Source organism: Nannocystis sp. (genome assembly GCF_016714285.1).
Taxonomy (GTDB): Bacteria; Myxococcota_A; Polyangia; order Nannocystales; family Nannocystaceae; genus Nannocystis.
The window spans coordinates 1-19,607 of the sequence record NZ_JADJNN010000035.1; the positions used below are offsets into that span (position 1 = coordinate 1).

General features: G+C 69.9%; 21 protein-coding genes. 4 read left to right on the plus strand and 17 right to left on the minus strand.

Annotated elements, in window-relative coordinates; translation table 11 throughout:
• From murI to moaA, 12 genes are all read right to left on the minus strand, one after another.
• Nucleotides 1-669 (minus strand): glutamate racemase (gene murI, locus IPJ59_RS32200; protein ID WP_293275034.1); only part of this gene is annotated, 669 nt, incomplete at its 3' end.
• Nucleotides 670-716: 47 nt separating this feature from the next.
• Entirely contained in the window at nt 717-1,862 is a 1,146-nt protein-coding gene (locus IPJ59_RS32205) for an acyl-CoA dehydrogenase family protein (protein ID WP_293275036.1), read from the minus strand.
• 13 nt (nt 1,863-1,875) lie between these two features.
• Nucleotides 1,876-2,091 carry a hypothetical protein gene (locus IPJ59_RS32210; RefSeq protein ID WP_293261758.1) on the minus strand — a complete coding sequence of 72 codons (216 nt, stop codon included), beginning with the start codon at nt 2,089-2,091 and terminating at the stop codon, nt 1,876-1,878.
• A gap of 21 nt (nt 2,092-2,112) precedes the next feature.
• Nucleotides 2,113-2,391 (minus strand): hypothetical protein, encoded by a 279-nt coding sequence (locus IPJ59_RS32215; protein WP_293261761.1) that lies wholly within the window; start codon nt 2,389-2,391, stop codon nt 2,113-2,115.
• Nucleotides 2,392-2,416: 25 nt separating this feature from the next.
• A complete protein-coding gene (gene ccsA, locus IPJ59_RS32220) occupies nt 2,417-3,085 on the minus strand; it encodes a cytochrome c biogenesis protein (protein WP_293261764.1) in 669 nt (222 codons plus the stop codon).
• A gap of 10 nt (nt 3,086-3,095) precedes the next feature.
• Nucleotides 3,096-3,842, minus strand: coding sequence for a heme exporter protein CcmB (locus IPJ59_RS32225; protein WP_293261767.1), 747 nt, complete (start codon nt 3,840-3,842; stop codon nt 3,096-3,098).
• A 14-nt stretch (nt 3,843-3,856) separates the two neighbouring features.
• A complete protein-coding gene (locus IPJ59_RS32230) occupies nt 3,857-4,642 on the minus strand; it encodes an ABC transporter ATP-binding protein (protein ID WP_293275038.1) in 786 nt (261 codons plus the stop codon).
• The gene (locus IPJ59_RS32235) at nt 4,639-6,693 is read right to left on the minus strand and encodes a hypothetical protein (protein WP_293275039.1); all 2,055 of its coding nucleotides are present in this window, start codon (nt 6,691-6,693) and stop codon (nt 4,639-4,641) included. The genes IPJ59_RS32230 and IPJ59_RS32235 overlap by 4 nt, the downstream gene beginning before the upstream one ends.
• Entirely contained in the window at nt 6,690-7,379 is a 690-nt protein-coding gene (locus IPJ59_RS32240; protein WP_293275041.1) for a zinc ribbon domain-containing protein, read from the minus strand. Before IPJ59_RS32240 ends, IPJ59_RS32235 begins: the two co-directional genes overlap by 4 nt.
• Complete coding sequence (locus IPJ59_RS32245) at nt 7,369-9,453, minus strand: heme lyase CcmF/NrfE family subunit (protein WP_293275043.1); 2,085 nt, start codon at nt 9,451-9,453, stop codon at nt 7,369-7,371. The genes IPJ59_RS32240 and IPJ59_RS32245 overlap by 11 nt, the downstream gene beginning before the upstream one ends.
• Nucleotides 9,454-9,471: 18 nt before the next feature.
• The gene (locus tag IPJ59_RS32250) at nt 9,472-9,903 is read right to left on the minus strand and encodes a cytochrome c maturation protein CcmE domain-containing protein (RefSeq protein WP_293261781.1); all 432 of its coding nucleotides are present in this window, start codon (nt 9,901-9,903) and stop codon (nt 9,472-9,474) included.
• Nucleotides 9,900-10,985, minus strand: coding sequence for a GTP 3',8-cyclase MoaA (moaA, locus tag IPJ59_RS32255; protein ID WP_293261784.1), 1,086 nt, complete (start codon nt 10,983-10,985; stop codon nt 9,900-9,902). Before moaA ends, IPJ59_RS32250 begins: the two co-directional genes overlap by 4 nt.
• Nucleotides 10,986-11,177: 192 nt before the next feature.
• On the opposite strand from moaA, the gene IPJ59_RS32260 reads away from it, so the two are divergent.
• The 4 genes from IPJ59_RS32260 to IPJ59_RS32275 are packed head-to-tail and all read left to right on the plus strand — an operon-like array spanning nt 11,178 to nt 14,642.
• Complete coding sequence (locus tag IPJ59_RS32260; protein ID WP_293275045.1) at nt 11,178-12,131, plus strand: hypothetical protein; 954 nt, start codon at nt 11,178-11,180, stop codon at nt 12,129-12,131.
• A gap of 8 nt (nt 12,132-12,139) precedes the next feature.
• Nucleotides 12,140-12,916, plus strand: a complete 777-nt coding sequence (locus tag IPJ59_RS32265; protein ID WP_293275047.1) for a hypothetical protein — start codon at nt 12,140-12,142, stop codon at nt 12,914-12,916.
• 24 nt (nt 12,917-12,940) lie between these two features.
• The gene (locus tag IPJ59_RS32270; RefSeq protein WP_293261790.1) at nt 12,941-14,200 is read left to right on the plus strand and encodes a DUF1501 domain-containing protein; all 1,260 of its coding nucleotides are present in this window, start codon (nt 12,941-12,943) and stop codon (nt 14,198-14,200) included.
• Entirely contained in the window at nt 14,184-14,642 is a 459-nt protein-coding gene (locus tag IPJ59_RS32275) for a hypothetical protein (protein WP_293275049.1), read from the plus strand. Before IPJ59_RS32270 ends, IPJ59_RS32275 begins: the two co-directional genes overlap by 17 nt.
• A gap of 145 nt (nt 14,643-14,787) precedes the next feature.
• Here IPJ59_RS32275 and IPJ59_RS32280 read toward each other — a convergent pair whose 3' ends face one another.
• From IPJ59_RS32280 to IPJ59_RS32300, 5 genes are read right to left on the minus strand one after another with little or no spacing between them, the layout of a single operon-like run.
• On the minus strand, nt 14,788-15,318 hold the full coding sequence (locus IPJ59_RS32280) for a cytochrome C oxidase subunit IV family protein (protein WP_293275051.1): 531 nt from the start codon (nt 15,316-15,318) through the stop codon (nt 14,788-14,790).
• Between the two features lie 18 nt (nt 15,319-15,336).
• Complete coding sequence (locus IPJ59_RS32285; protein WP_293261800.1) at nt 15,337-16,014, minus strand: cytochrome c oxidase subunit 3 family protein; 678 nt, start codon at nt 16,012-16,014, stop codon at nt 15,337-15,339.
• A gap of 50 nt (nt 16,015-16,064) precedes the next feature.
• Complete coding sequence (gene ctaD, locus IPJ59_RS32290) at nt 16,065-17,720, minus strand: cytochrome c oxidase subunit I (protein WP_293275053.1); 1,656 nt, start codon at nt 17,718-17,720, stop codon at nt 16,065-16,067.
• A gap of 16 nt (nt 17,721-17,736) precedes the next feature.
• Nucleotides 17,737-18,699 carry a cytochrome c oxidase subunit II gene (coxB, locus tag IPJ59_RS32295; RefSeq protein ID WP_293275054.1) on the minus strand — a complete coding sequence of 321 codons (963 nt, stop codon included), beginning with the start codon at nt 18,697-18,699 and terminating at the stop codon, nt 17,737-17,739.
• A gap of 35 nt (nt 18,700-18,734) precedes the next feature.
• Nucleotides 18,735-19,607 carry an SCO family protein gene (locus tag IPJ59_RS32300; RefSeq protein ID WP_293261809.1) on the minus strand — a complete coding sequence of 291 codons (873 nt, stop codon included), beginning with the start codon at nt 19,605-19,607 and terminating at the stop codon, nt 18,735-18,737.

Consider the following 19,607-nt stretch of genomic DNA (forward strand, 5'->3'; position numbering starts at 1 on the left):
GAGCTCCCGGGCGACGACGCGGGCGGTGGTCTCCGCCGAGTCGACCAGGGTCAGACGCGGGCCGACGGCGGCGGAGATCGCCGCCCGCAGCACGGGGAAGTGGGTGCAGCCGAGGACCAGGCAATCTGCGTCGGGGTGCTCGCGCAGGACCCCGTCGAGGTAGCGGTGGGCGATCGCCTCGACGATCGGCCCGCTCACCCAGCCCTCCTCGGCCAGGGCCACGAACAAGGGGCAGGCCGTCTGGACCACGCGGGCGTCGCCGCGGCGGGCCCGGATGGCCCGCTCGTAGGCGCCGCCGCGGACGGTGCCCTCGGTCGCCAGGACGACGATCTCCCCCGAGCGCGACGCGAGGCAGGCGGCCTCGGCACCTGGCTCGACCACGCCGATCACGGGTAGGGGGTGAAACACCTCGCTCAGGTGCTCGAGCGCGACGGCCGAGGCGGTGTTGCAGGCGATCACCAGCAGCTTGACGCCGCGGTCCACCAGGACCCGCGCGGCCTGCTCGGCGTAGCGGACCACGGTGCCGGCGCTCTTGCTGCCGTAGGGCAGACGGGCGGTGTCGCCGAGGTAGAGCAGCGGCTCGTCGGGCAGCCGCTCCCGCAGGGCCCGCAACACGGTCAGGCCGCCGACGCCGGAGTCGAACACGCCGATCGGGGCCGCAGCGCCCACCGCGGGCCGGGCCGCGTGCGGGGCCGCATGGGAGGAGCTCGCCGCCATCAGCCGCGCAGGAGGATGTTCTTGGCGATCACCATGCGCTGGATCTGCGAGGTGCCCTCGTAGATCTGCATGAGCTTGGCGTCGCGGTAGATCTTCTCGACCGGGTACTCGCGGGTGTAGCCGTAGCCGCCGAAGACCTGCACGGCGTCGGTGGCGCTGCGCACGGCCAGGTCGGCGCCGCTGCACTTGGCGACCGCGCTGGTGATCGTGCGCTTGATGCCGCGGTCGACCTCCCACGCGGCCTTGCTGTAGAGCAGTCGGGTGCTCTCGTAGGCCATCGCCATGTCGGCGATCATGAACTGGATCGCCTGGTGCTCGGCGATCGGCTTGCCGAAGGTCTTGCGCTCCTTGGCGTAGCGCGAGGACTCGTCCATGCAGCGGCGGATCATACCGGCGCACTGGGCCGCGATCATCGGCCGCGACTTGTCGAAGGTCTCCATGGCGATATAGAAGCCCTTGCCCGGCTCGCCGAGCAGGTCGGCGTCGGTCAGCTTCACGTCCTCGAAGATCACGTCGCAGGTCTCCGAGGCGCGCTGGCCGAGCTTCTTCTCCTTCTTGCCGATGCTGATGCCGGCCCGCTCGCGCTCGACGACGAAGCCGGTGATGCCCTTGTGCCCGAGCTTGGGGTCGAGGGTGGCGAAGCCGGTGAAGAAGGCGGCGTGGCCGGCGTTGGTGATCCAGCGCTTCTGACCGCTGAGGCGCCAGCCGTCGCCGTCGCGGTGCAGGCGGGTCTTCATGGCCGCGACGTCGCTGCCGGCCTCGGGCTCGCTGCAGGCGTAGCTGGCGAAGATCGGCTCGTTGGTCAGCCAATTGAGGTAGCGCTGCTTCTGCGCCTCGCTGCCGGCGATCATCAGCGGCAGCGCGCCGAGGTGGTTGCACATGATGCTGGTCGCGATCGCGGCGCAGCCGTAGGCGAGCTCCTCGGCCATCAGGCAGCCGTCGAGGGTGCCGAGGCCGAGGCCGCCGTAGGCCTCGGGCAGCTCGACGTTCATCAGGCCCAGATCGAAGGCGGCCTTGAAGATCTCGAGCGGGAACTGCTCGCTCTCGTCGAACTCGTGGGCCCGCGGGATGATGACCTCGCGGGTGAACTTCCGCGTGGTGTCGATGAGGGCCTGTTGCTCTTCGCTGTAGCTCGGGTCGAACACGTCCCGCGGGATATCACGGGGCTGGCGGCTTGTCAGCGGGGTCCCCCGCGGTTGGGGCGGCAGCGCCGGCGCCCTCGGCCTCGCGGGCCCCGCGACGGGCGGCACGGCGGCGGGCGTCGGCCTCGCGATCGGCGCTGGCGACCTCCGCCGCGCGACCTCCGAGGATGTAGCCGATCAGCAGGCCGAGGCAGAGGACGCCCGGGATGTAGAGGAAGTGGCCGAGGGTCACGGGGCTGCCTGTCGGGGACCCTCAGCGGGCGCGCTGGTCGAGGCGGCGCTGGAGGTCGTTCATGTCGGCGCGGAGCCGCGCGGAGCGGCGCCACAGGAAGATGCCATAGCCGGCGAACAGGGCCCACAGCACGCCGTAGGCGAGGACGATGTGCTGGTAGTCGCGGGCCGTCTTGTCGGCGGCGACGCCCTCGAGCTCGCGCAGCTTCTCCTTGTCGGCGAGGCTGCGCCCGACGGCGGGGCCATACGCTGGATCTGGCGGCGGGGTCGCGGTGGATGCTGGGGGGGTGACTTCGTCCATGGCTTCCTTGTCGAGCTCTGGGGTCCTAAAGGTTGTCGTCGAGGCGGACCCAGGCGGCGTCGAGCTCATCGGCGAGGACCAGCTGGCGGGTGCGCAAGCCGAACAGGGCGAGGGTGCAGAGCGCCAGGGCGATCAGGCCGGGCCAGAAGGTGGCCCACATCTCGGGCGGCAGCGAGGCGACCACGCCGGTGCTCGGGTGCATGGTCTTCCACAGCTTCACCGCGTAGTAAATGATCGGCACGTTGACGGCGCCGAAGATCGCCAGGGCCGCGGCCAGGCGATCGGAGCTGCGCGGGCCGTAGTGGCGCAGCAGCAGGTAGGCGGCGATCACCAGCCACAGCAGCGCGGTGGTCACCTGGCGGGCGTCGCCGGTCCAGGGGGTGCCCCAGGTGGCGCTGCCCCAGATCGGCCCGGTGAGCAGCACGCCCAGGCCGGTGACGAAGCCGAGCTCGGCCGCGGCGAGGGCGACCGCGCCGGCGACCGCCGAGCGGCGACGCAGCTGCACCCCGGCCGCGACGCCGCAGATCACGGCCATGAGCATGCACAGCCAGCCCATCGGCACGTGGAAGAAGAAGATCTTGAAGGCGGTGCCCATCTGCCGCTCGATCGGGGTCTCGAGGAACACGCGATGCACGCTGTAGACCAGCAGCGGCATGGCGGCGAGGAGGCACAGGTCGGGCAAGATCTTGCGCATGGCGGGCGTCTCAGGGAGCTGGCTTTCGGGACAGGTTGCGATCACGGGGCCGATCACGGGGCCGATGGGCCACGCCGGCGCCGACCAGCACGGTCTCGAACAGGAGGGCGGCGAGGGCGAAGAGGATGAGGTCGAGGGCGGCCATCTGCCCGAGGAAGCCGGGCAGGTCGGGGTGGCGGTCGAGCAGCGCGCGGGTGGTGGCCAGCGCGTAGAGCAGGATCGGGGTGGTCAGCGGGTAGAGGATGATGAACAGCAGGGTGTTCTTGCCGCCGCCGGTGGCCAGGCCCGCGGCGAACAGGGTGCCGACCGCGACGTAGCCGCCGCAGCCGAGCAGGACCAGCAGCGCGGTCTGACCGGGCTGCTCGGCGAACGCGGCCCCGCCGGGGAACATCAGCCACAGGCCGGGCACCAGCACCAGGCAGCAGAGCATGAGCACTAGCAGGCACAGCGCCGCCTTGGCGAGATAGATCGCCAGGCGCTCGACCGGCGCGGCGAGCAGAGCCCGCAGGGTGTCGGCCTCGCGCTCGCGGTCGAAGGCGCGGGTCAGGGTGAGCACGCCGACGAAGGCGATCGTGAGCCACAGCATCGCCGGCACCGCGGGCAGGCTGTGCTTGACCGGAAGCGAGGCGAAGGACAGGTAGAACATCGCCAGCAGCACGAGCGTGAAGAAGCCGGCGCTGAGCAGCAGCTCGAAGTCGCGGAGCTCCTGACGCAGCTCGCTGCGCAGCAGGAGGACGGCCTGACGGACGACGCGCATGCGGGTGGCCTGGTTTAGCAAAGGTCGGGCGCGGGCGACACCGGGTCGTCCGGGCCCGCCTGCCAGATCGCGGCGGCGCTGCGACGGAACTCCGCGCGGTCACCCTCATGGGCAGCGCTGCGGACCAGGGCACCGCGCTCGAGCAGGACCACGCGGTCGCAGATCGCCAGCAGAGTGTCGAAGTCGTGCGAGCTCAGCAAGATCGCGGCGCCGCGGGCCCGCTCGGCCAGCAACACCTGCGCCAGCTGCTCGCGGCCGCGGGCGTCGAGCGCCGTGAACGGCTCGTCGAGCAGCAGGAGCTCGGGCCGGCCGGCCAGGGCCCGGGCCAGCGCGACCCGCTGGGCCATGCCGCGTGAGTGGGTCGCGAGCGGACGGTCGAGGACGGCGAGCGGCAGACCCAGCGCGAGCAGCACCTCGTCGGCGGGGCGCGTCGTCAGGCCGCAGGCGCGGCGCAGGTCGGCGAACAGGGCCAGGTTCTCGCGCGCGCTGAGGCCGGCGTACAGCTGCGGTGCGTGGGCCACGTAGGCGAGGCGGGCCCGGGCGGCGGCGTCGACCTCGTCGGCGGGGCTGCCGAACAGGTGGCGCTCGCCGGCGTCGGGCTGCAGCAGGCCGGCGAGGATCGAGAAGAGGGTCGTCTTGCCGGCCCCGTTGGCGCCGACCAGGCCGACGATCGTGCCGGCGGGGAGCTCGAGGTCGACGCTGCGCAGCACGACCTGACGGCCGAAGCGCTGGGCCACGCCCGTCAGCGCTGCGACCGGCGCGGGCTGCTCTGCGTCGGGCCGCAGGGCCGCGGCGCTCATGGCTTGCGATCCCAGGCGGCGCCGACGTCGACGTGGGCCTTGCCGGTCGGCGCGGGTGCCAATGCGTCGAGCTGGCGAAACACCTGGTCGAGCGCCGCGATCACGCGCTCGCGATCGCGGTCTGACCTGTCACTGGCTGCGCTGGCCGACTCGAGGCGGTCGAGCTGACGCAGCAGCGCGTCGCGACGGCTACGCAGCCGCTGCAGCAGGCTGGCGCGCGGGCTCATCACCGCGGCGAGGACGGTGCCGAGGGCGATCAGCAGGCCGAGCGCGAGGCCGAGGTGACGGAAGGTCCGCGGGGTGGTGACGAGGCCGTCGATCTCGAGGTCGTAGCGGGCGCCGGCCGCCAGCGGGCCGAGCTCGTAGAGGTCGAACTCCATCGGCGCCTGGCCCTCCTGATGCGGCGGGCGCACCGGGCCGCTCTGCGCCCCCTTCCTCACCTTGAGCTCCGGCGTGACCACGACGCGGCCGCTGGCGATCGGGAAGGGCGAGCTCCAGCGCAGGGCCAGCGCGCCGTGGTGCGGCATGAGGTAGGCGATCGAGAGGTCGACCACCTCACCGGGCGGGAGCGGCTCGCCGAGGGTCGCGAAGGGCGCCCCTTCCTTGTGCTCGAGCTCGACGGTGGCGCGGTCGAGCACGACCATGCCGGTGGCCTCGGCCGGAGCGCTGATGCGAAGCGGCCCCGCGGAGGCGGCGGGCCAGAAGGCCTTGTCGCCCTCGACCATCGCCTGGTGGAGCTGGACCACGCGGGCCTCGTCGTTCTCCAGCGCCTCGACGCCGAACTGCACGGCGCTGCGGACCTTGCTGACGTCGCTGGTGGTCGGGAACACCCGCAGCTCGAGCGTCACGCCCATGCGATCGTTCATCTGGAACAGGCGCGAGCGGAACGGGGCGCCGCTGTAGGGCACCTCGACCTGGTAGAGGCTGTCGTCGACGACGGCGATGTCGTCGACGCGGGCGACCCCATCGGGACCCGAAGTCCCGGCGAAGCGCTGACGCGTGCCAGTGACGTCGAGGCGGACCACCACGACCTCGGCGTCGGCGATCGGGCGATCGTCGGGTCCGAAGATCGTCGCGCGCACCGTGCCGGGGGCGATGGTCGGCACCGCGCGCGGGGTCTGGAGCGGACGCCGCTCGGCCTCGACGGGGCCAGATGCTGCTCCGGCGCCGATCACCGCCAGCACCACCGCGAGGCCGTGCGTCTGGCCCTCGAGGCTGAAAGGCTCGGAGCGCTTCTTCTCACCGGCGAGCGTGGCCTCGGCGATGAGCTTGGTGCCGGGCGGGAGATCGCCGAGGTCGGCGAAGCGGGCCGCGCCGCGGGCGTCGCTCTCGGCCGTGCGCCGCTCGAGCGGCGCGTCTGGGCCACCAGCGACGGGACCCGGCTTGGCCAGCTCGAGCGTGACCTCGACGCCGACGAAGGGCCGACCACCCGCGAGATCGAGGGTGCCGACCACCACCGAGCCCGGCGCCTGGCCCGGGTTGGGGAAGGCGGTGCCCGGCATCGGCACGTCCGCGGGCGCTGGCGCCGGCTCGCTCGTCGGCCCCACGCCAGCTGGCGGTGCAGATGCCGATGATGAAGCGGCGCCCTGGACCAGCAACATGCGCACGCCGACGTTGGGGTCGAGCTTGACGGCCTGCGAGCGGACAACCTCGCCGCCGAAGTCGACGCTGGCCACCGCAGTGCCGCCGGCGTAGGCCTCGAGCTCGGCGAAGCTCGCCCGCCCCTGCTCGACGCTGACCGCCGTGCGCTTCTCCAGCTTGCCGCCGTCCAGGCTGCGCAGGTCGAGGGTGACGGTGAGGCCGACGCCCGGGTCGGCGAAGCCGCCGCGCAGCACCCGAACGACGATCGTGCCGGGCTCCGTCTGCGGGTCGACGCGCGGGATGCCGGACATCGCCCGCGGGTCCATCGCCGGCTGGCCCAAGCCCTGCGCCGCGCCCAAGCCCTGCGCCGCGCCCGGCCCCTGCGCCGCGCCCGGAGTGGCGAGCAGCAGGGCCGTCACCACGCCAGTGAGCGCCGCGACGCCACGACCTGACCTTTGAGACAGCATCAAGAGTCACCGCCGATCTCACCCGAACGCGCCGCCTGGGCCGGTCGCGCCGCCACCTGATCCTTGGCCATCGACGCGCCGCAGTGCTTGCAGAAGCGGGCGTCGAGATCGTTGGTGCGGCCGCAGACGCCGCAGATCCGGGTCGTCTCATCGAGCGGGCCGAGCACCACCGGCGCGAGCGTCGGGCCCTCCACGACGGGCTCCGGCGACGCGGGCCCGACGCTCGCGCCGGCGGTGCTCGCCTTGCGGCGCTCGATCAGCAGCTTGGCCAGGTCGGGGTGCAAGCTGGCCCCGCCCTCGAGCGCGCGCATCACCTCGATGGCGCGCAGGCGGTAGGTCGCGATCACGGTCTCGAAGTCGCCGGAGGACAGCTTGCCCATCCCATGATCAAACTCGAGCTCCTTGATCGCCCGCAGCAGGCGGCGCTTCTCGTCGCGCAGCTCGGCCTGGGTGAAGCTGCCCGGCGCCTGACCGACTTGGGCCATCCGCTCCGGCCGCGACAGCGCCCACACCATCGTATAGAGCTGGCCGAGCGCGTAGACCAGCGTGGCCGCCGCGACCGCGAGGGCGATCGTCGGCGCGTCGAGGCGGGCGCCGAACCCGAACACCAGCAGCCCGAGCACCAGCGCCGCCGTGACCAGCGTGCCGCCGGCCAGGACGATCACGCGTCGCCGCGGATCATGCATCATCGCCGGCCTCCGACTTGCGCGTGCCCACGCAGACCATCGCGCCTGCCAGCATCACGCCCATGCCGATCCAGATCCAGTTGACCAGCGGGTTGATAAACAGGCTGAGCTGCGTCCAGCCGCTCGTCATGTCGACCTCCTGCATCGACACGTACACGTCCTCGCCCGGGGTCATGTAGCGCGACACCTCGGTCGTCGGCTGATCCGGCAGCTGGTAGTACCACCAGCGCGCCGGCTGCAGCACGTCCTTCACCTCACCGCCCCGCAGCACCGCGAGGTCGGCCGTGATCATCTCCTTCTGCCAGTCTTCCGTGGCGCGCAGGCCGTCGTGGCGGATGGTGTACGCGCCGAGCGTGTACTCCTCGCCGGGCCGCAGCTGGACCTTCTTCTCCAGCTTGTAGGCGTTGCCGGCCCAGCCGAGGAACATCAGCACCACGCCGAGGTGGACGATGTAGCCGCCGTAGCGCCGACGCGCGCGGAGCACCAGCGAGATGAGCGCCTCGAGCACGCCCTGCGGCCGCTGCTTCCGGCGCAGCGCGACGCCGCGGTAGAACTCCTGCACGATCGTCCAGCAGGTGAAGCCGCACAGGCCGAAGCAGGCCAGGCCCCACGGCGAGTCGATGCCGAGCTGCCACGGCACGATCGTGGCGAGCAGCCCGGCCACCAGCGGCGCGCCGAACTGCCGCGCCAGGCTCGCGGTCGAGGTCTTGCGCCACGCCAGCAGCGGGCCGATGCCGGTCAGCAGCAGCAGCGAGAGCCCGAGCGGCCGCATGTACTGGTTGAAGAAGGGCGGGCCGATGACGACGCGCTCACCCGGGTCCTGCCAGCCCAGGGCCCACGGGAAGCGCTCGGCGAGGATCATCCGCCACTCGGTGAAGGTCGGCCACATGGTCGCCGCCAGCACGAAGATCGCGCACAGCAGGAACAGCCAGTTGTTGATCAGGAACGCGAACTCGCGGCTCATCACGCTCTCGAGCTCGCCGCGCGAGCGCAGCAGCGGCAGGCGCCACAGCAGCAGCCCGAAGCTGACCACGACGATCACCAGCATGAAGCCGCCGAAGGTCCAGGCCAGCACCGGGTCCGAGCCGAAGGCGTGCACGCTCTGGACCACGCCGCTGCGGGTCATGAAGGTGCCGACGATCGTCAGCAGGAAGCTGACGATGATCAGGATGAGGTTCCACGCCTTCATCATGCCCCGGCGCTCCTGGATCATCACCGAGTGCAGGAACGCCGTGGCCGTGAACCAGGGCAGCAGGCCCGCGTTCTCGACCGGGTCCCAGGCCCAGTAACCGCCCCAGCCGAGCTCCTCGTAGGCCCAGAGCCCGCCGAGGATGAGCCCGAAGGTCAGGAACATCCACGAGAACAACACCCAGCGCCGCACGCTGCGCTGCCAGGCCGCGTCGACCTGACCGGTGAACAGCGCCGCCATGCCGAAGGCGTACGGCACCGCGAGCGAGACGTAGCCGAGGTAGAGGCTCGGCGGGTGGATGATCATGTACGCGTTCTGCAGCAGCGGGTTCAGGCCGCGCCCCTGCGAGGGCACGTCGAGCAAGAACTGCGAGAACGGGTCCTTGATGAACAGCAGCAGGCCGACGAAGAAGCAGGTGATCGTGGCGAGCACGGCGACCACGTGCGGGATCAGCTCGCGGTGACGCATGCGATTGGCCCGCACCGCGAGCGAGCCGAACAGCGTGTGCAGCAGCACCCAGAACAGCAGGCTGCCGTCGAGCCCGCCCCAGAACGCGGTGATCTTGTAGAACAGCGGCATGGCCGCGTCGCTGGTGTGCTGGACGTACTGGATCGAGTAGTCGCCGGCCAGGAAGGCGTAGATGATCAGCGACGAGGCGAAGGCCGCGAGCCCGAAGCTCGCGTAGGTCGCCTGCACCGCGCCCTCGATCAACCGCTCCGAACGGCGCAGCGCGCCGAGCACGGCCAGGCCGACGGTGCCGAGGCTGACGATGAAGAGCAGGAGGATCGTGCCGGTGCCGAGCGTGGCGATCGACAGCCCGACGCCCGCAGACGGCTCCGCCAGCGGGGCCAGCAGCGCACTTAGATTCAGCGACAGCGCGAGTGACATCCGCTCCTCCGATCGAGATTAACGCTTGCCCGGCGGCTTGCTCGGGTCGGCCGAGGCCTGCTCCTCGTACTTGGAGGGGCACTTCGCGGCCATCTCCTCCGACTCGAACACACCCGCCTTGAGCTCGCCCGTCAGCACCACCTCGCCGCCCTCGGCGAAGGTGTCGGGCACCATGTTGGTGAAGTGCACCGGCAGGCGCCGGCCCTCCTTCTCGACCTCAAAGGTGTAGTCGCCCGCGGCGCCGATGCGCTGCTTCACGGTGCCCGGCACGACCACGCCGTGGACCTTGACGACCCGCCCGCCGTAGCTGGCCTGGTTGTCGACGAATTTGTCGACGTACACGTACTCGAGTACGCCCTCGCTACCGCCGGCGCTGATCATGTAGAGCGCCGCCCCCGCGATAGCGAGGCCGAGGACCACCTGGGTTGTCACGGGGAGCGCCATCTTCATCCTCCGATGCTGATCATCGCCTTGTTGGGGCCACCGCGGCCGTCGCGGTGGAACTCGTGGCCGGCCTGCTTATGCCCGAGCACCGCCCGCACGCGCGCGGCGAGGAGGCCGGGGTCGTGAGGCCGCAGCGCGGAGCGTAGATCGCCCGTGTCGTCGCGCGCGAGACAATTGTGGAGCTGACCGGTCGCCGAGACGCGCAGGCGATTGCAGCTGGCGCAGAAATTCTCGGTCATCGCGGCGATGACGCCCACCAGGCGCCCGGCGTGCGGCCCGGCAGACACCCGCCAGTAGCTCGCAGGTCCGAGGCCCCGCACCCCCTCGCCAGCGTCGGCCAGCAGCGGCGCACCCGCGGCCTCGGCGACGCGAGCACGGATCTCCGACGCCGGCAGCAGCTCGCCCGGCACGAACAATCGCCCGCCCGACATCGGCATGACCTCGATGAAGCGCGGCACGTGACCCCGCTCCCACGCCCACAGCGCCAGCGCGCCGAGCTCGTCGTCGTTGAAGCCGCGGACCGCGACCGTGTTGATCTTCACGCCGACGAAGCCTGCGACCGCGGCCGCGTCGAGGCCCGCGAGCACCTCGGAGAGCTCGCCGCGGCGGGTGATCGCGGCGAAGCGATCGGCGCGCAGGCTGTCGATGCTGACCGTCAGGCCCGCCAACCCCGCCGCGCGCAGCGGCCCCGCGAGCTCACGCAGGCGCGAACCGTTGGTCGTCATCACCACCCGCAGCCGACCGCGCGCGCCGCGGATGTCCGAAAGGTCTGCCACCAGATCGACGAGCCCCTGACGCATGGTCGGCTCGCCGCCGGTCAGGCGCACCCGCTCCACGCCCCACGCCGCGAAGGCGCGGACCAGCAGGCCGAGCTCCTCGAGCGTCAGCAGCTCGGCGCGCGGCCGGTGCTCCACGCCCGCCTCCGGCATGCAGTAGGTGCAGCGATAGTTGCAACGGTCGGTCAGCGACAGCCGGAGGTACTGGACCCGGCGCGCCTGCGGGTCGACCAGCTCGCCCGCCGCCGCGACATGTACGGCCCCGGACCCGGCCGCGACCGGCCGCGTGCGACTGAGCTGAACGAGGGTCATGGCGGCGAAAACGGCTCCGGGAGCGCGAAGGTTACCAAAGGTCAGCTTTGCTGTCGCGGGCGCAGGCTCTCTAGCACAGGGTGCGCCCGCCCCGGTGCGGCAAAACACCACGTCGTGTTCCAACACGGCGCGACCGTGCCGCATGACAACCCGGGGACAAAAGCGTGGAATGATCCTTGCGATGGAGGCCTCGTGACCGACCTGTCCACCATGCGTCCGCTGCTCGCCGGCGTGCTGCTCCTGCACGCCTGCGCCGGCGACCCCGCGAGCGCGACCGCCGACGCCGCGACCAGCGTGAGCACCGCGAGCAGCGGCGAACCCGGCAACAGCGAGGCGACTCCGACCACGGGCGACGAGCCCGAGCCCGAACCCGAGCTGTTGCCGCCGCGCGCCCGCCTGCTGCGGATCTCGATGGCGCTGCGCGGCGTGCGACCGTCGGAGGCCGAGCTGGCGGCGGTGGCCAAGGACCCGGACGCGCTGCCTGGCATCGTCGACGACTACCTCGGCACGCCGGAGTTCGGCGCGACCGTCCGCGACCTGCACAACGACGCGCTGCTGGTGCTCGCCGACTTCGGCGTGCCGCCGGCCGGCTTCCTGGCCAAGGACACGCTCGCCGGCATGGACCCCTACGCCGCCAACCGCTCGATCATGGAGGCGCCGCTGCGGCTCATCGAGCACGTCGTCACCAGCGATCGGCCCTACGGCGAGATCGTCACGGCCGACTACACCCTCGCCGACGAGGCCGTCGCCGGCGCCTGGGGCCTCACCCACGCGGGCGAGGGCTGGCAGGTCGTCGACCCGCCCCCCGACATCGCCGCGGCCGGCATCCTCGCCGATTCGTGGCTGTTCAGCCGCCACGGCTCGACCATCAGCAACGCCGGCCGCGGCCGCGCCAACGCCATCTCACGCGCCCTGCTCTGCTTCGACTTCGCTAGCCGCGACATCGAGATCGACGCCAGCGTCAACCTCGCGGACCCCAACGAGGTCGCCGAGGCCGTGCTGAAGTCAACCCGACCTGCGTCGCCTGCCATCAACAGCTCGACCCGCTCGCCAGCTTCTTCGCCGGCTACAAACTCGACTTCGCGCCGCTGCTCGTCAGCTACCCGCACGACCACTACACCCAGGGCTTCTTCCCGGACTTCCTGAAGGTCGACATGCGCGAGCCGCATTACTTCGGCTCACCCGGCCAGAGCCTCGCCGACCTCGGCGACATGATCTCCCGCGACCCCCGCTTCTCCCGCTGCGCCGCCCAGCGAGCCCACGCCTACTTCCATCAGCAGGACCTCGCCGAGGTCCCCTTCACCGCCGCGGCCCAGCTGCAAGCCGAGCTGCTCGCGGCCAAGATGGACTACAAGGCGATGATCAAGGCACTGGTCCTGGGCCCCGGCTTCGCCCTCGCCACCGGCCCGGAGGGCCGCCGCCGGGCCCGGCCGGGCCAGCTCGCCAGCCTGGTCGCCGACCTCACCGGCTTCCGCTGGCGCAGCGACCTCAGCAGCTTCAAGGTCGGCAAGATCGACCTCATGGACGACAGTATGATCGGCTACCACGTGCTCGCCGGGGGCGTCGACGCGATCTTCGTGCAAAAGCCCTCGTATACCTACAACGCGACCACCAGCCTGACCCTGCGCGCGTTGGCCCGCCAGGCCGCCAGCGCCGTCGTCGAGGCCGACTTCGCGATCGCCGACAAGACCAAGCGCCGCCTCTTCACCCTCGTGTCGGCCGCCGACAGCGGCAGCGCCAAGCTGCGCCCGCAGCTGGTCCGGCTCCACCGCCGCTTCTTCGCCGACGAGCTCGCCGACGACAGCCCCGAGATCGACGAGAGCCTCGCGCTGTTCCTCGCCGCCCTCAAGGCCAAGCCCGGCGACATCAAGCGCGCCTGGAAGACCACCCTCACCGCGCTCCTGCAGGACGTGCGCATCGCCTTCTACTAACCGAGGACACGGAGGACCACGAACATGCCACGCCTCACCCGCCGCTCCTGGCTGCGCAGCAGCTTCCTCGCCCTCGGCGCCGCCGGCCTGCTCACCACCCAAGGCCGCCTGCGCGCCGCCCCCAAGACCCCGCCCCGCCGGCTCGTGCTGGTGTTCAACAGCGGCGGCTGGGACTGCAGCTACGCGCTCGACCCCAAGCCCGGGGTCGCCGGCGTCGACGCGCCCGCCGGCAAGGTCGCCACGATCGGCGGCCTCGACGTGCTCACCGACCCGTCGCGCCCGGCGATCGCCGAGTTCTTCAACATGTCCGCCGGGACATGTTCGATCGTGCGTGGCCTGCAGGTCAGCTCGGTCGCCCACCCCGACGCCTCGCGCCGGATCCTCACCGGTGTGGCCAGCGACAGCGCGCCGGACGTCGCCGCGATCGCCTCGGCGGTGCACGGCGCCGACCTGGCCGCGCCCTACCTGATCCTCGGCCGCACCGCCTATTCGGGCCCCTACGGCTCGCTCGGCGCCCGCACCGGCTCGGTCAACCAGATCGTCACCCTCCTGAACCCGAGCCTCAGCCTGCCGCCGATCGGCGGGCCGCTGCTGCCGCACGTCCCCACCGACGTCGAGGAGGCGCTGATCCGCGAGCACGTGCTCGCCCGCGCCGAGCGTGAGCTGACCGCGTCCGGCGGCAACCATCGCGTCGACGACTTCATCAGCTCGCTCCACCGCGGCGACCTCCTGCGTGAGATCGGCGTGGTCGGCGAGATCGAGCTGGCCCGCTCCTTCTCGGCCCAGATCGACCTCGCCGTCGAGGCCCTCGCCCGCGGCCTGTGCCACTCGGTCCAGATCGAGACCGGCGAGTGGGACACGCACACCGACAACGCCAGGCAGGGCCCGCTCCACGACGACTTCTTCGCCGGCCTCACGCAATTGGTCACGGCCCTCGCCGCGCGCCCTGGCAGCGCCCAGGGCTCCAAGCTACTCGACGAGACCACCATCGTGGTCGTCTCCGAGCTCGGCCGCACGCCGCGCTTCAACGGCGACAAGGGCAAGGACCACTGGCCCGTCACCAGCGCCCTGCTGATCGGCAGCGGCGTCGCCGGCGGGCGGGTCGTCGGCGCCACCACCGACGCGCTGGCTGGCGTCGACATCGACTTCAACACCGGCGCGCCCGACCCCAAGGGCAAGCCCCTGCTCTACTCGAGCTTCGCCGCCGGCGTGCTCGCGCTCGTCGGCGTCGAGCCTGGCGACCACATCACCGACGCGGAGCCCCTGCATGCGATCTCGGCCTGAGCTGGTGCTCGCCCTGCTGCTCGCCTGCAGCCCGCAGGACGGGGACGAGGGCGCCGCCAGCAGCACCGGCGCCTCGACCGGCAGCAGCGGCGCCGCCAGCGAGGCCGCGGCGACCACCGGTGACGCGAGCTGGGCCAGCCTCGACGATCGGCCGTGCCCCGAGGACAACCTGCTCACCACCGAGAACTTCGGCGGCCCCTTCATCCTCACCTACTGCACCGGCTGCCACCACTCGAGCCTCGACGTGGGCGAGCGGGCCGGGGCCCCGCCCGACATGAACTTCGACACGCTGGGTGACGTGCGTGCGCACGCCCCTCGCATCTGGGCCCGCGCCGCCGACGACAACGCCAGCATGCCGCCGATCGGCGCACCCGCGGCGGACGAGCGCACCCGCCTCGGCGAGTGGCTGGCCTGCGGCGCACCCTCGGCCAGCGGGCTGTGATCGCGTCCGTACGGGACCTGTCCCATCGGACATGTCCCGCCACGCCGCACCTCAAGATCGATAACCTCGGCCACGAACCAACGCAGAGAGCGACCCCGGAGCCCTCAGAGGCTCGGTCGGTCGCTCTCGTCGTCGCGCGTCGCGCTCAGTGCTTGGCCGGAACGTGGTCGGCCGCGGCCTTGTGGTCGCCGCCGTGCTCACCGCCGCCGTGCTCGGGACCCCCGTGAGCCTCGACCTCTTTGCGGATCTTGTCGGCGCGCTCGGGGACGTTGTCGACGCCGACCTTGAGCGGGTTCCCGGTGGCCTCGAGGTCACGCACCCGGAGGAAGGTCTCCTGCTCGTCGTTGAGCCGGTCGCGCGCCTTCATGTCGTACAGCGTGAAGCCGAAGAAGATGCCGACGAAGATGATCGTGCCGGCGAACACGAACAGGTGATAGCGGTCGTCATACTTCAGGTGCATGAAGTAGGCGACGACCAGGGCCGCCTTCACGAAGGCGACGAACATCGCCACCATGAGGCTGGCCGAGCCGAGGTCCATGAAGGACACCGCGTAGGTCAGCCCGGTCAGCACGAACAAGACGGCGATGATCTTGTTGTAGAGGCTGACCGGCGAGAGGTGCTCGTGAACCTCGTGGGGGTGGGCGACAACTTGGCCGTTGAGATAGACTTTGCTCATGGCATCACCTCCAAAAGCTCACTTCACGAGGTAGAGCAGCGGGAACAGGAAGATCCAGACCAGGTCGACGAGGTGCCAGTAGAGGCCCGTGTTCTCGACGGCCGCGTAGTTGCTGGCGCTGAAGTCCCCGCGGTTGGCGCGAATGTAGATCCAGGTCATGACGGCGAGACCGATGAGCACGTGGAAGCCGTGCAGGCCGGTCATCATGAAGTACACACCGAAGAAGATGTGCGGCAGGCCATCGATCTCGTACCCGTGGAGGTGCGCCGAGTAGTACTTGCCCGGCAGCATGCCGTGCTCGAACTTGGCGCTGTACTCGAGGTACTTGACGAACATGAAGATGCCGCCGCAACCCATGGTCAGCAGCAGCCAGCGCTTGATGCCGGCGGTGTTGCTGGTCTGAGCCGAGCGCACGCACATCGCCATCGTGTACGAGGAGGTCAGGAGCACGATGGTGTTGACGCCGCCGTGGATCTTGCTCAGGTGCTCGTGGGCCTCGAGCACCATCTCCGGATAGAACATCCGGGTGATGAAGTAGGCGAGGAAGAGACCGCTGAACATCAGGATCTCGGTGGCGAGGAACAGCCACATCCCCAGCTTGGCCGCGCCCGCTTGCTGACCCATCGTATCGAAGTGATGGGCGAGGAACGGGTTGTGGTCGTCATCCCCGTGCGCGTGATCGTGTGCTTGACTCATGATTGGCTACCCGGATTCTGGTGGGTGAGGTCGTGGGACGGACCTACGGGTCAGTGCGGGGCATGGAAGCCGGCCGACTTGTCGATCTCCGGGAAGTCGTACGGGCTGCCGTGCACGTGCGGCGTCTCGTGGAAGTTGTGCTCGATCGGCGGGCTCTGGGTGTGCCACTCGAGCGAGACGCCGCCCCACGGGTTGGCCGGCGCGCGGCTCTTGTTGAACAGCGAGGCGATCAGATAGATCATGATCCAGAACAGGCCGGCGGCGAGGATCCACGAGCCGACCGTCGAGACCTGATGCATCGTCTGGTACTCGGGGAGATAGGCGTAGTAGCGGCGGGGCATGCCCTGGTGGCCCAGGAAGAACTGGGTCATGAAGGTCACGTTGAAGCCGATGAACACCAGCAGGCAGCCGATCTTGCCGGCGGTCTCGTTGAACATCTTGCCGGTGATCTTCCCCCACCAGTGGTGGATGCCGCCGATGAAGGCGACCACGGTGCCGCCGACCATGACGTAGTGGAAGTGCGCCACCACGAAGTAGGTGTCGTGGAGGTGGACGTCGATGGCGAGGGTGGACAGCGGGAGGCCGGTGAGGCCGCCGACGGAGAAGGTCCACAGGAACGCCATCGCGTACCACATGGACGTGTTGTAGACGATGCTGCCGCGGTACAGCGTGGCGATCCACGAGAACACCTTGATGGCCGTGGGCACGCCGACCGCGAAGGTCAGAAAGCTGAAAAGGATGCCCACCAACTCGGACTGACCCGAGACAAACAGGTGGTGGCCCCAGACCAGGAACGAGATGACCGCGATCGCGACCGAGGACAGGGCGATGGCCTTGTAGCCGAAGATGTGCTTGCGCGAGTGGACCGTGATGAGCTCGGAGATGATGCCGAAGCCCGGCAAGATCATGATGTAGACGGCCGGGTGGCTGTAGAACCAGAAGAAGTGCTGGAACAGCACCGGGTCGCCGCCCATCGCCGGATCGAAGATACCGATGCCGAGCACCCGCTCGATGATGATGAGCAGCAGGGTGATGGCGAGCACCGGGGTGGCGAGCACCTGGATGACGGCGGTCGCGTAGATGGCCCACACGAACAGCGGCATGCGGTTCCAGGTCATGCCCGGCGCGCGCATCTTGTGCACGGTGACGATGAAGTTGAGGCCCGTGAGGATCGACGAGAAGCCGGCGATGAAGGCGCCCGCCGTCGCGGTGACGACGGCCGTGCCGCTCTGGGTCGAGTACGGGGTGTAGAAGGTCCAGCCGGTGTCGAGGCCGCCGTTGAGCAGGGCAGCGATGAAGAACACCGAGGCGACGGAGTAGATATAGAAGCTGAGCAGGTTCAGCCGTGGGAACGCCACGTCCTTGGCCCCGAGCATCAGCGGCAGCAGGAAGTTCCCCATCGCCGCCGGGACCGACGGGATGATGAAGAGGAACACCATGATCGCGCCGTGCAGCGTGAAGACCTGGTTGTAGGTCTGCGCGCTCATGAAGTCCTGGTCGGGCGTGAACAGCTCGGTGCGCAGGAGAATGGCGAGGAGGCCGGCGATCAAAAAGAAGAACAGGACCGCGAGCCCGTACATCACGCCGAGCCGCTTGTGGTCGACGGTGACGAGCCAGGACATCAGGCCCTTTTTGGCCCGGAGGTAATCCGTCTCGCGATTCTCGTCGAACGGATTGATGGAGGTGCTAGCAGGCTGCGTGGACATGGGAGGCTCCGGGTGCCTACTTCTGGGCCTTGATGAACTCGATGAGGGCGGTGATCTGCTTGTCGTCCAGCTGGCCGGCGAAGCTCGGCATCTGCGGGCTGAAGCCCTGGACGACCTTCGCGTTCGGCTCGAGGACGGACTCGCGGATGTAGTTGTCCTCGACGGTGATCGTGCTGCCGCCGATGATGGACTCGGTCTTGCCGTACACGCCCTTGAAGGACGGGCCGGTCTTGGCGCTGCCGTCGAGGCTGTGGCAGGTGGCGCAGCCGCGGGCGTCGTAGACGCGCTTGCCGAAGTCGGCCATGGTCTTGTCGCCCTTGGCCGGGTCGAACTCGAGGCGGGCGGCCTCCTTGAGGATCTCGAGGTACTTGTCGGCGCTGACGACCAGGACCTTGCCGATCATGCCGGAGTGCTGGTCACCGCAGTACTCGGTGCAGAACAGCGGGTACTCGCCCTCCTTGATCGCCTCGAACCACATGACCGTGTAGCGGCCGGGCACCACGTCCTTCTTGAGCCGGAACACCGGGATGAAGAAGGAGTGGATGACGTCCGTGGAGGTCATCGTAAGGCGCATCGGCCGACCGACGGGGACGATCAGCTGGTTGTTGAGCTGGGCGCCTGGCACGTCGGGGTACTCGGCGGTCCAGAACCACTTCTGGCCGGTGATGCGCACGTCGATCGCGTCGGCGGGCGGGGTCACCTGCTTCATGTAGTCGATCTCGCCCCAGGCGAAGAGGATCACGAAGCCGACCGTGGGGATGGCGCTCCACCAGAACTCGAGCTTGCCGCTGTGCGTGAGCGGTGAGGTCTTGTTGTGCCCGTGCGCCGGCTTCTTGTACTTCAGCATGAAGTAGATCTGGGCGCCGATGGCGGCGACCAGGCCGACCGCGATGAGTGACCAGCAGAAGATGTACAGGTTGTCCAACGATTGCGCGTTGGCCGACGCCGCGGGGAGGAGGCTCCACGGGCTGTCCGACATCGGGGGCGTGCCAGGGTTGCTTTCAGGAAGGAAGATCACGTGCTTACCTCCGCGGGGACGTGCTTGGGTCGCTCTCGACGTCTGAGCACGAGCAAGGCGGTTCCGATCAATAACACAGTGAACGCGCCTGCGACGCGCATGAGACCGAACGCAAACGGGCCGTAGCGACCGAGGGTCGCGTCGTAGTGAAAACAGCTGAGGATGATGCGATCGAGGGTACTACCGACGCGGCCCTCGCTCGCCTCGATGAGGCCGAACTTGAGGTCGTTCTGGTGGTAGCTGAGGCCGTAGACGTAGCGCACGATCTTCGCCTCGGGCGAGGCGAAGACGACCACCGCCGGGTGGGCGTACTGGTCCTGCTCCGGGTCGTAGGCGTATTGAATGCCGAGCTGCGCTGCCAGCAGGCGGATGCTGAGCGCGTCGCCGGTGAGGAAGGCCCAGTCGACGTCGTCGCCGCGGCCGAGCGCCTCGAGGTGGCCGCGCCGCTTGCTGCCGGCCAGCACCGGCTGCTCGCGCGGGTCGATGCTGACGGTGACGATGCGGAAGTGCTCGTCGCCGGGGGTCCAATCGAAGGTTCGCAGCGCCTCGGTGAGCTCGTTGAGCTGCACGTTGCAGAGCACCGGGCAGCGAAAGTAGTTCATCGTCAGCAGCACCGGGCGCTCGCCGTCGAAGTAGTCGGCGAGCTTGACGGCCTTGCCGGTGTGGTCCGTGAAGGCGAGGCTGGTGTCGATGATGTTGCCGAGGTGCTCGTCGACGTCGATGCTGTGCATCGCCGGGGCGAGCGGCTGGCTGATGGCGGACCGGGCCGGGAGGGCCACGTCGACATCGTCGGCGCGCGCGAGCCCGACTGTCCCGAAGGCCAGGAGGCTGAGGGCGACGCCCGCGAGGATGTGACAAGGACGGGGCAC

Coding starts and splice junctions, on each gene's coding strand:
- IPJ59_RS32215 (WP_293261761.1), bottom strand. CDS start 2,391: ATGGACGAAGTCACCCCCCCAGCATCCACCGCGACCCCGCCGCCAGAT.
- ccsA (WP_293261764.1), bottom strand. CDS start 3,085: ATGCGCAAGATCTTGCCCGACCTGTGCCTCCTCGCCGCCATGCCGCTG.
- IPJ59_RS32225 (WP_293261767.1), bottom strand. CDS start 3,842: ATGCGCGTCGTCCGTCAGGCCGTCCTCCTGCTGCGCAGCGAGCTGCGT.
- IPJ59_RS32230 (WP_293275038.1), bottom strand. CDS start 4,642: ATGAGCGCCGCGGCCCTGCGGCCCGACGCAGAGCAGCCCGCGCCGGTC.
- IPJ59_RS32240 (WP_293275041.1), bottom strand. CDS start 7,379: ATGATGCATGATCCGCGGCGACGCGTGATCGTCCTGGCCGGCGGCACG.
- IPJ59_RS32245 (WP_293275043.1), bottom strand. CDS start 9,453: ATGTCACTCGCGCTGTCGCTGAATCTAAGTGCGCTGCTGGCCCCGCTG.
- IPJ59_RS32250 (WP_293261781.1), bottom strand. CDS start 9,903: ATGAAGATGGCGCTCCCCGTGACAACCCAGGTGGTCCTCGGCCTCGCT.
- moaA (WP_293261784.1), bottom strand. CDS start 10,985: ATGACCCTCGTTCAGCTCAGTCGCACGCGGCCGGTCGCGGCCGGGTCC.
- IPJ59_RS32265 (WP_293275047.1), top strand. CDS start 12,140: ATGCGCGAGCCGCATTACTTCGGCTCACCCGGCCAGAGCCTCGCCGAC.
- IPJ59_RS32270 (WP_293261790.1), top strand. CDS start 12,941: ATGCCACGCCTCACCCGCCGCTCCTGGCTGCGCAGCAGCTTCCTCGCC.
- IPJ59_RS32275 (WP_293275049.1), top strand. CDS start 14,184: ATGCGATCTCGGCCTGAGCTGGTGCTCGCCCTGCTGCTCGCCTGCAGC.
- IPJ59_RS32280 (WP_293275051.1), bottom strand. CDS start 15,318: ATGAGCAAAGTCTATCTCAACGGCCAAGTTGTCGCCCACCCCCACGAG.
- IPJ59_RS32285 (WP_293261800.1), bottom strand. CDS start 16,014: ATGAGTCAAGCACACGATCACGCGCACGGGGATGACGACCACAACCCG.
- ctaD (WP_293275053.1), bottom strand. CDS start 17,720: ATGTCCACGCAGCCTGCTAGCACCTCCATCAATCCGTTCGACGAGAAT.
- coxB (WP_293275054.1), bottom strand. CDS start 18,699: ATGTCGGACAGCCCGTGGAGCCTCCTCCCCGCGGCGTCGGCCAACGCG.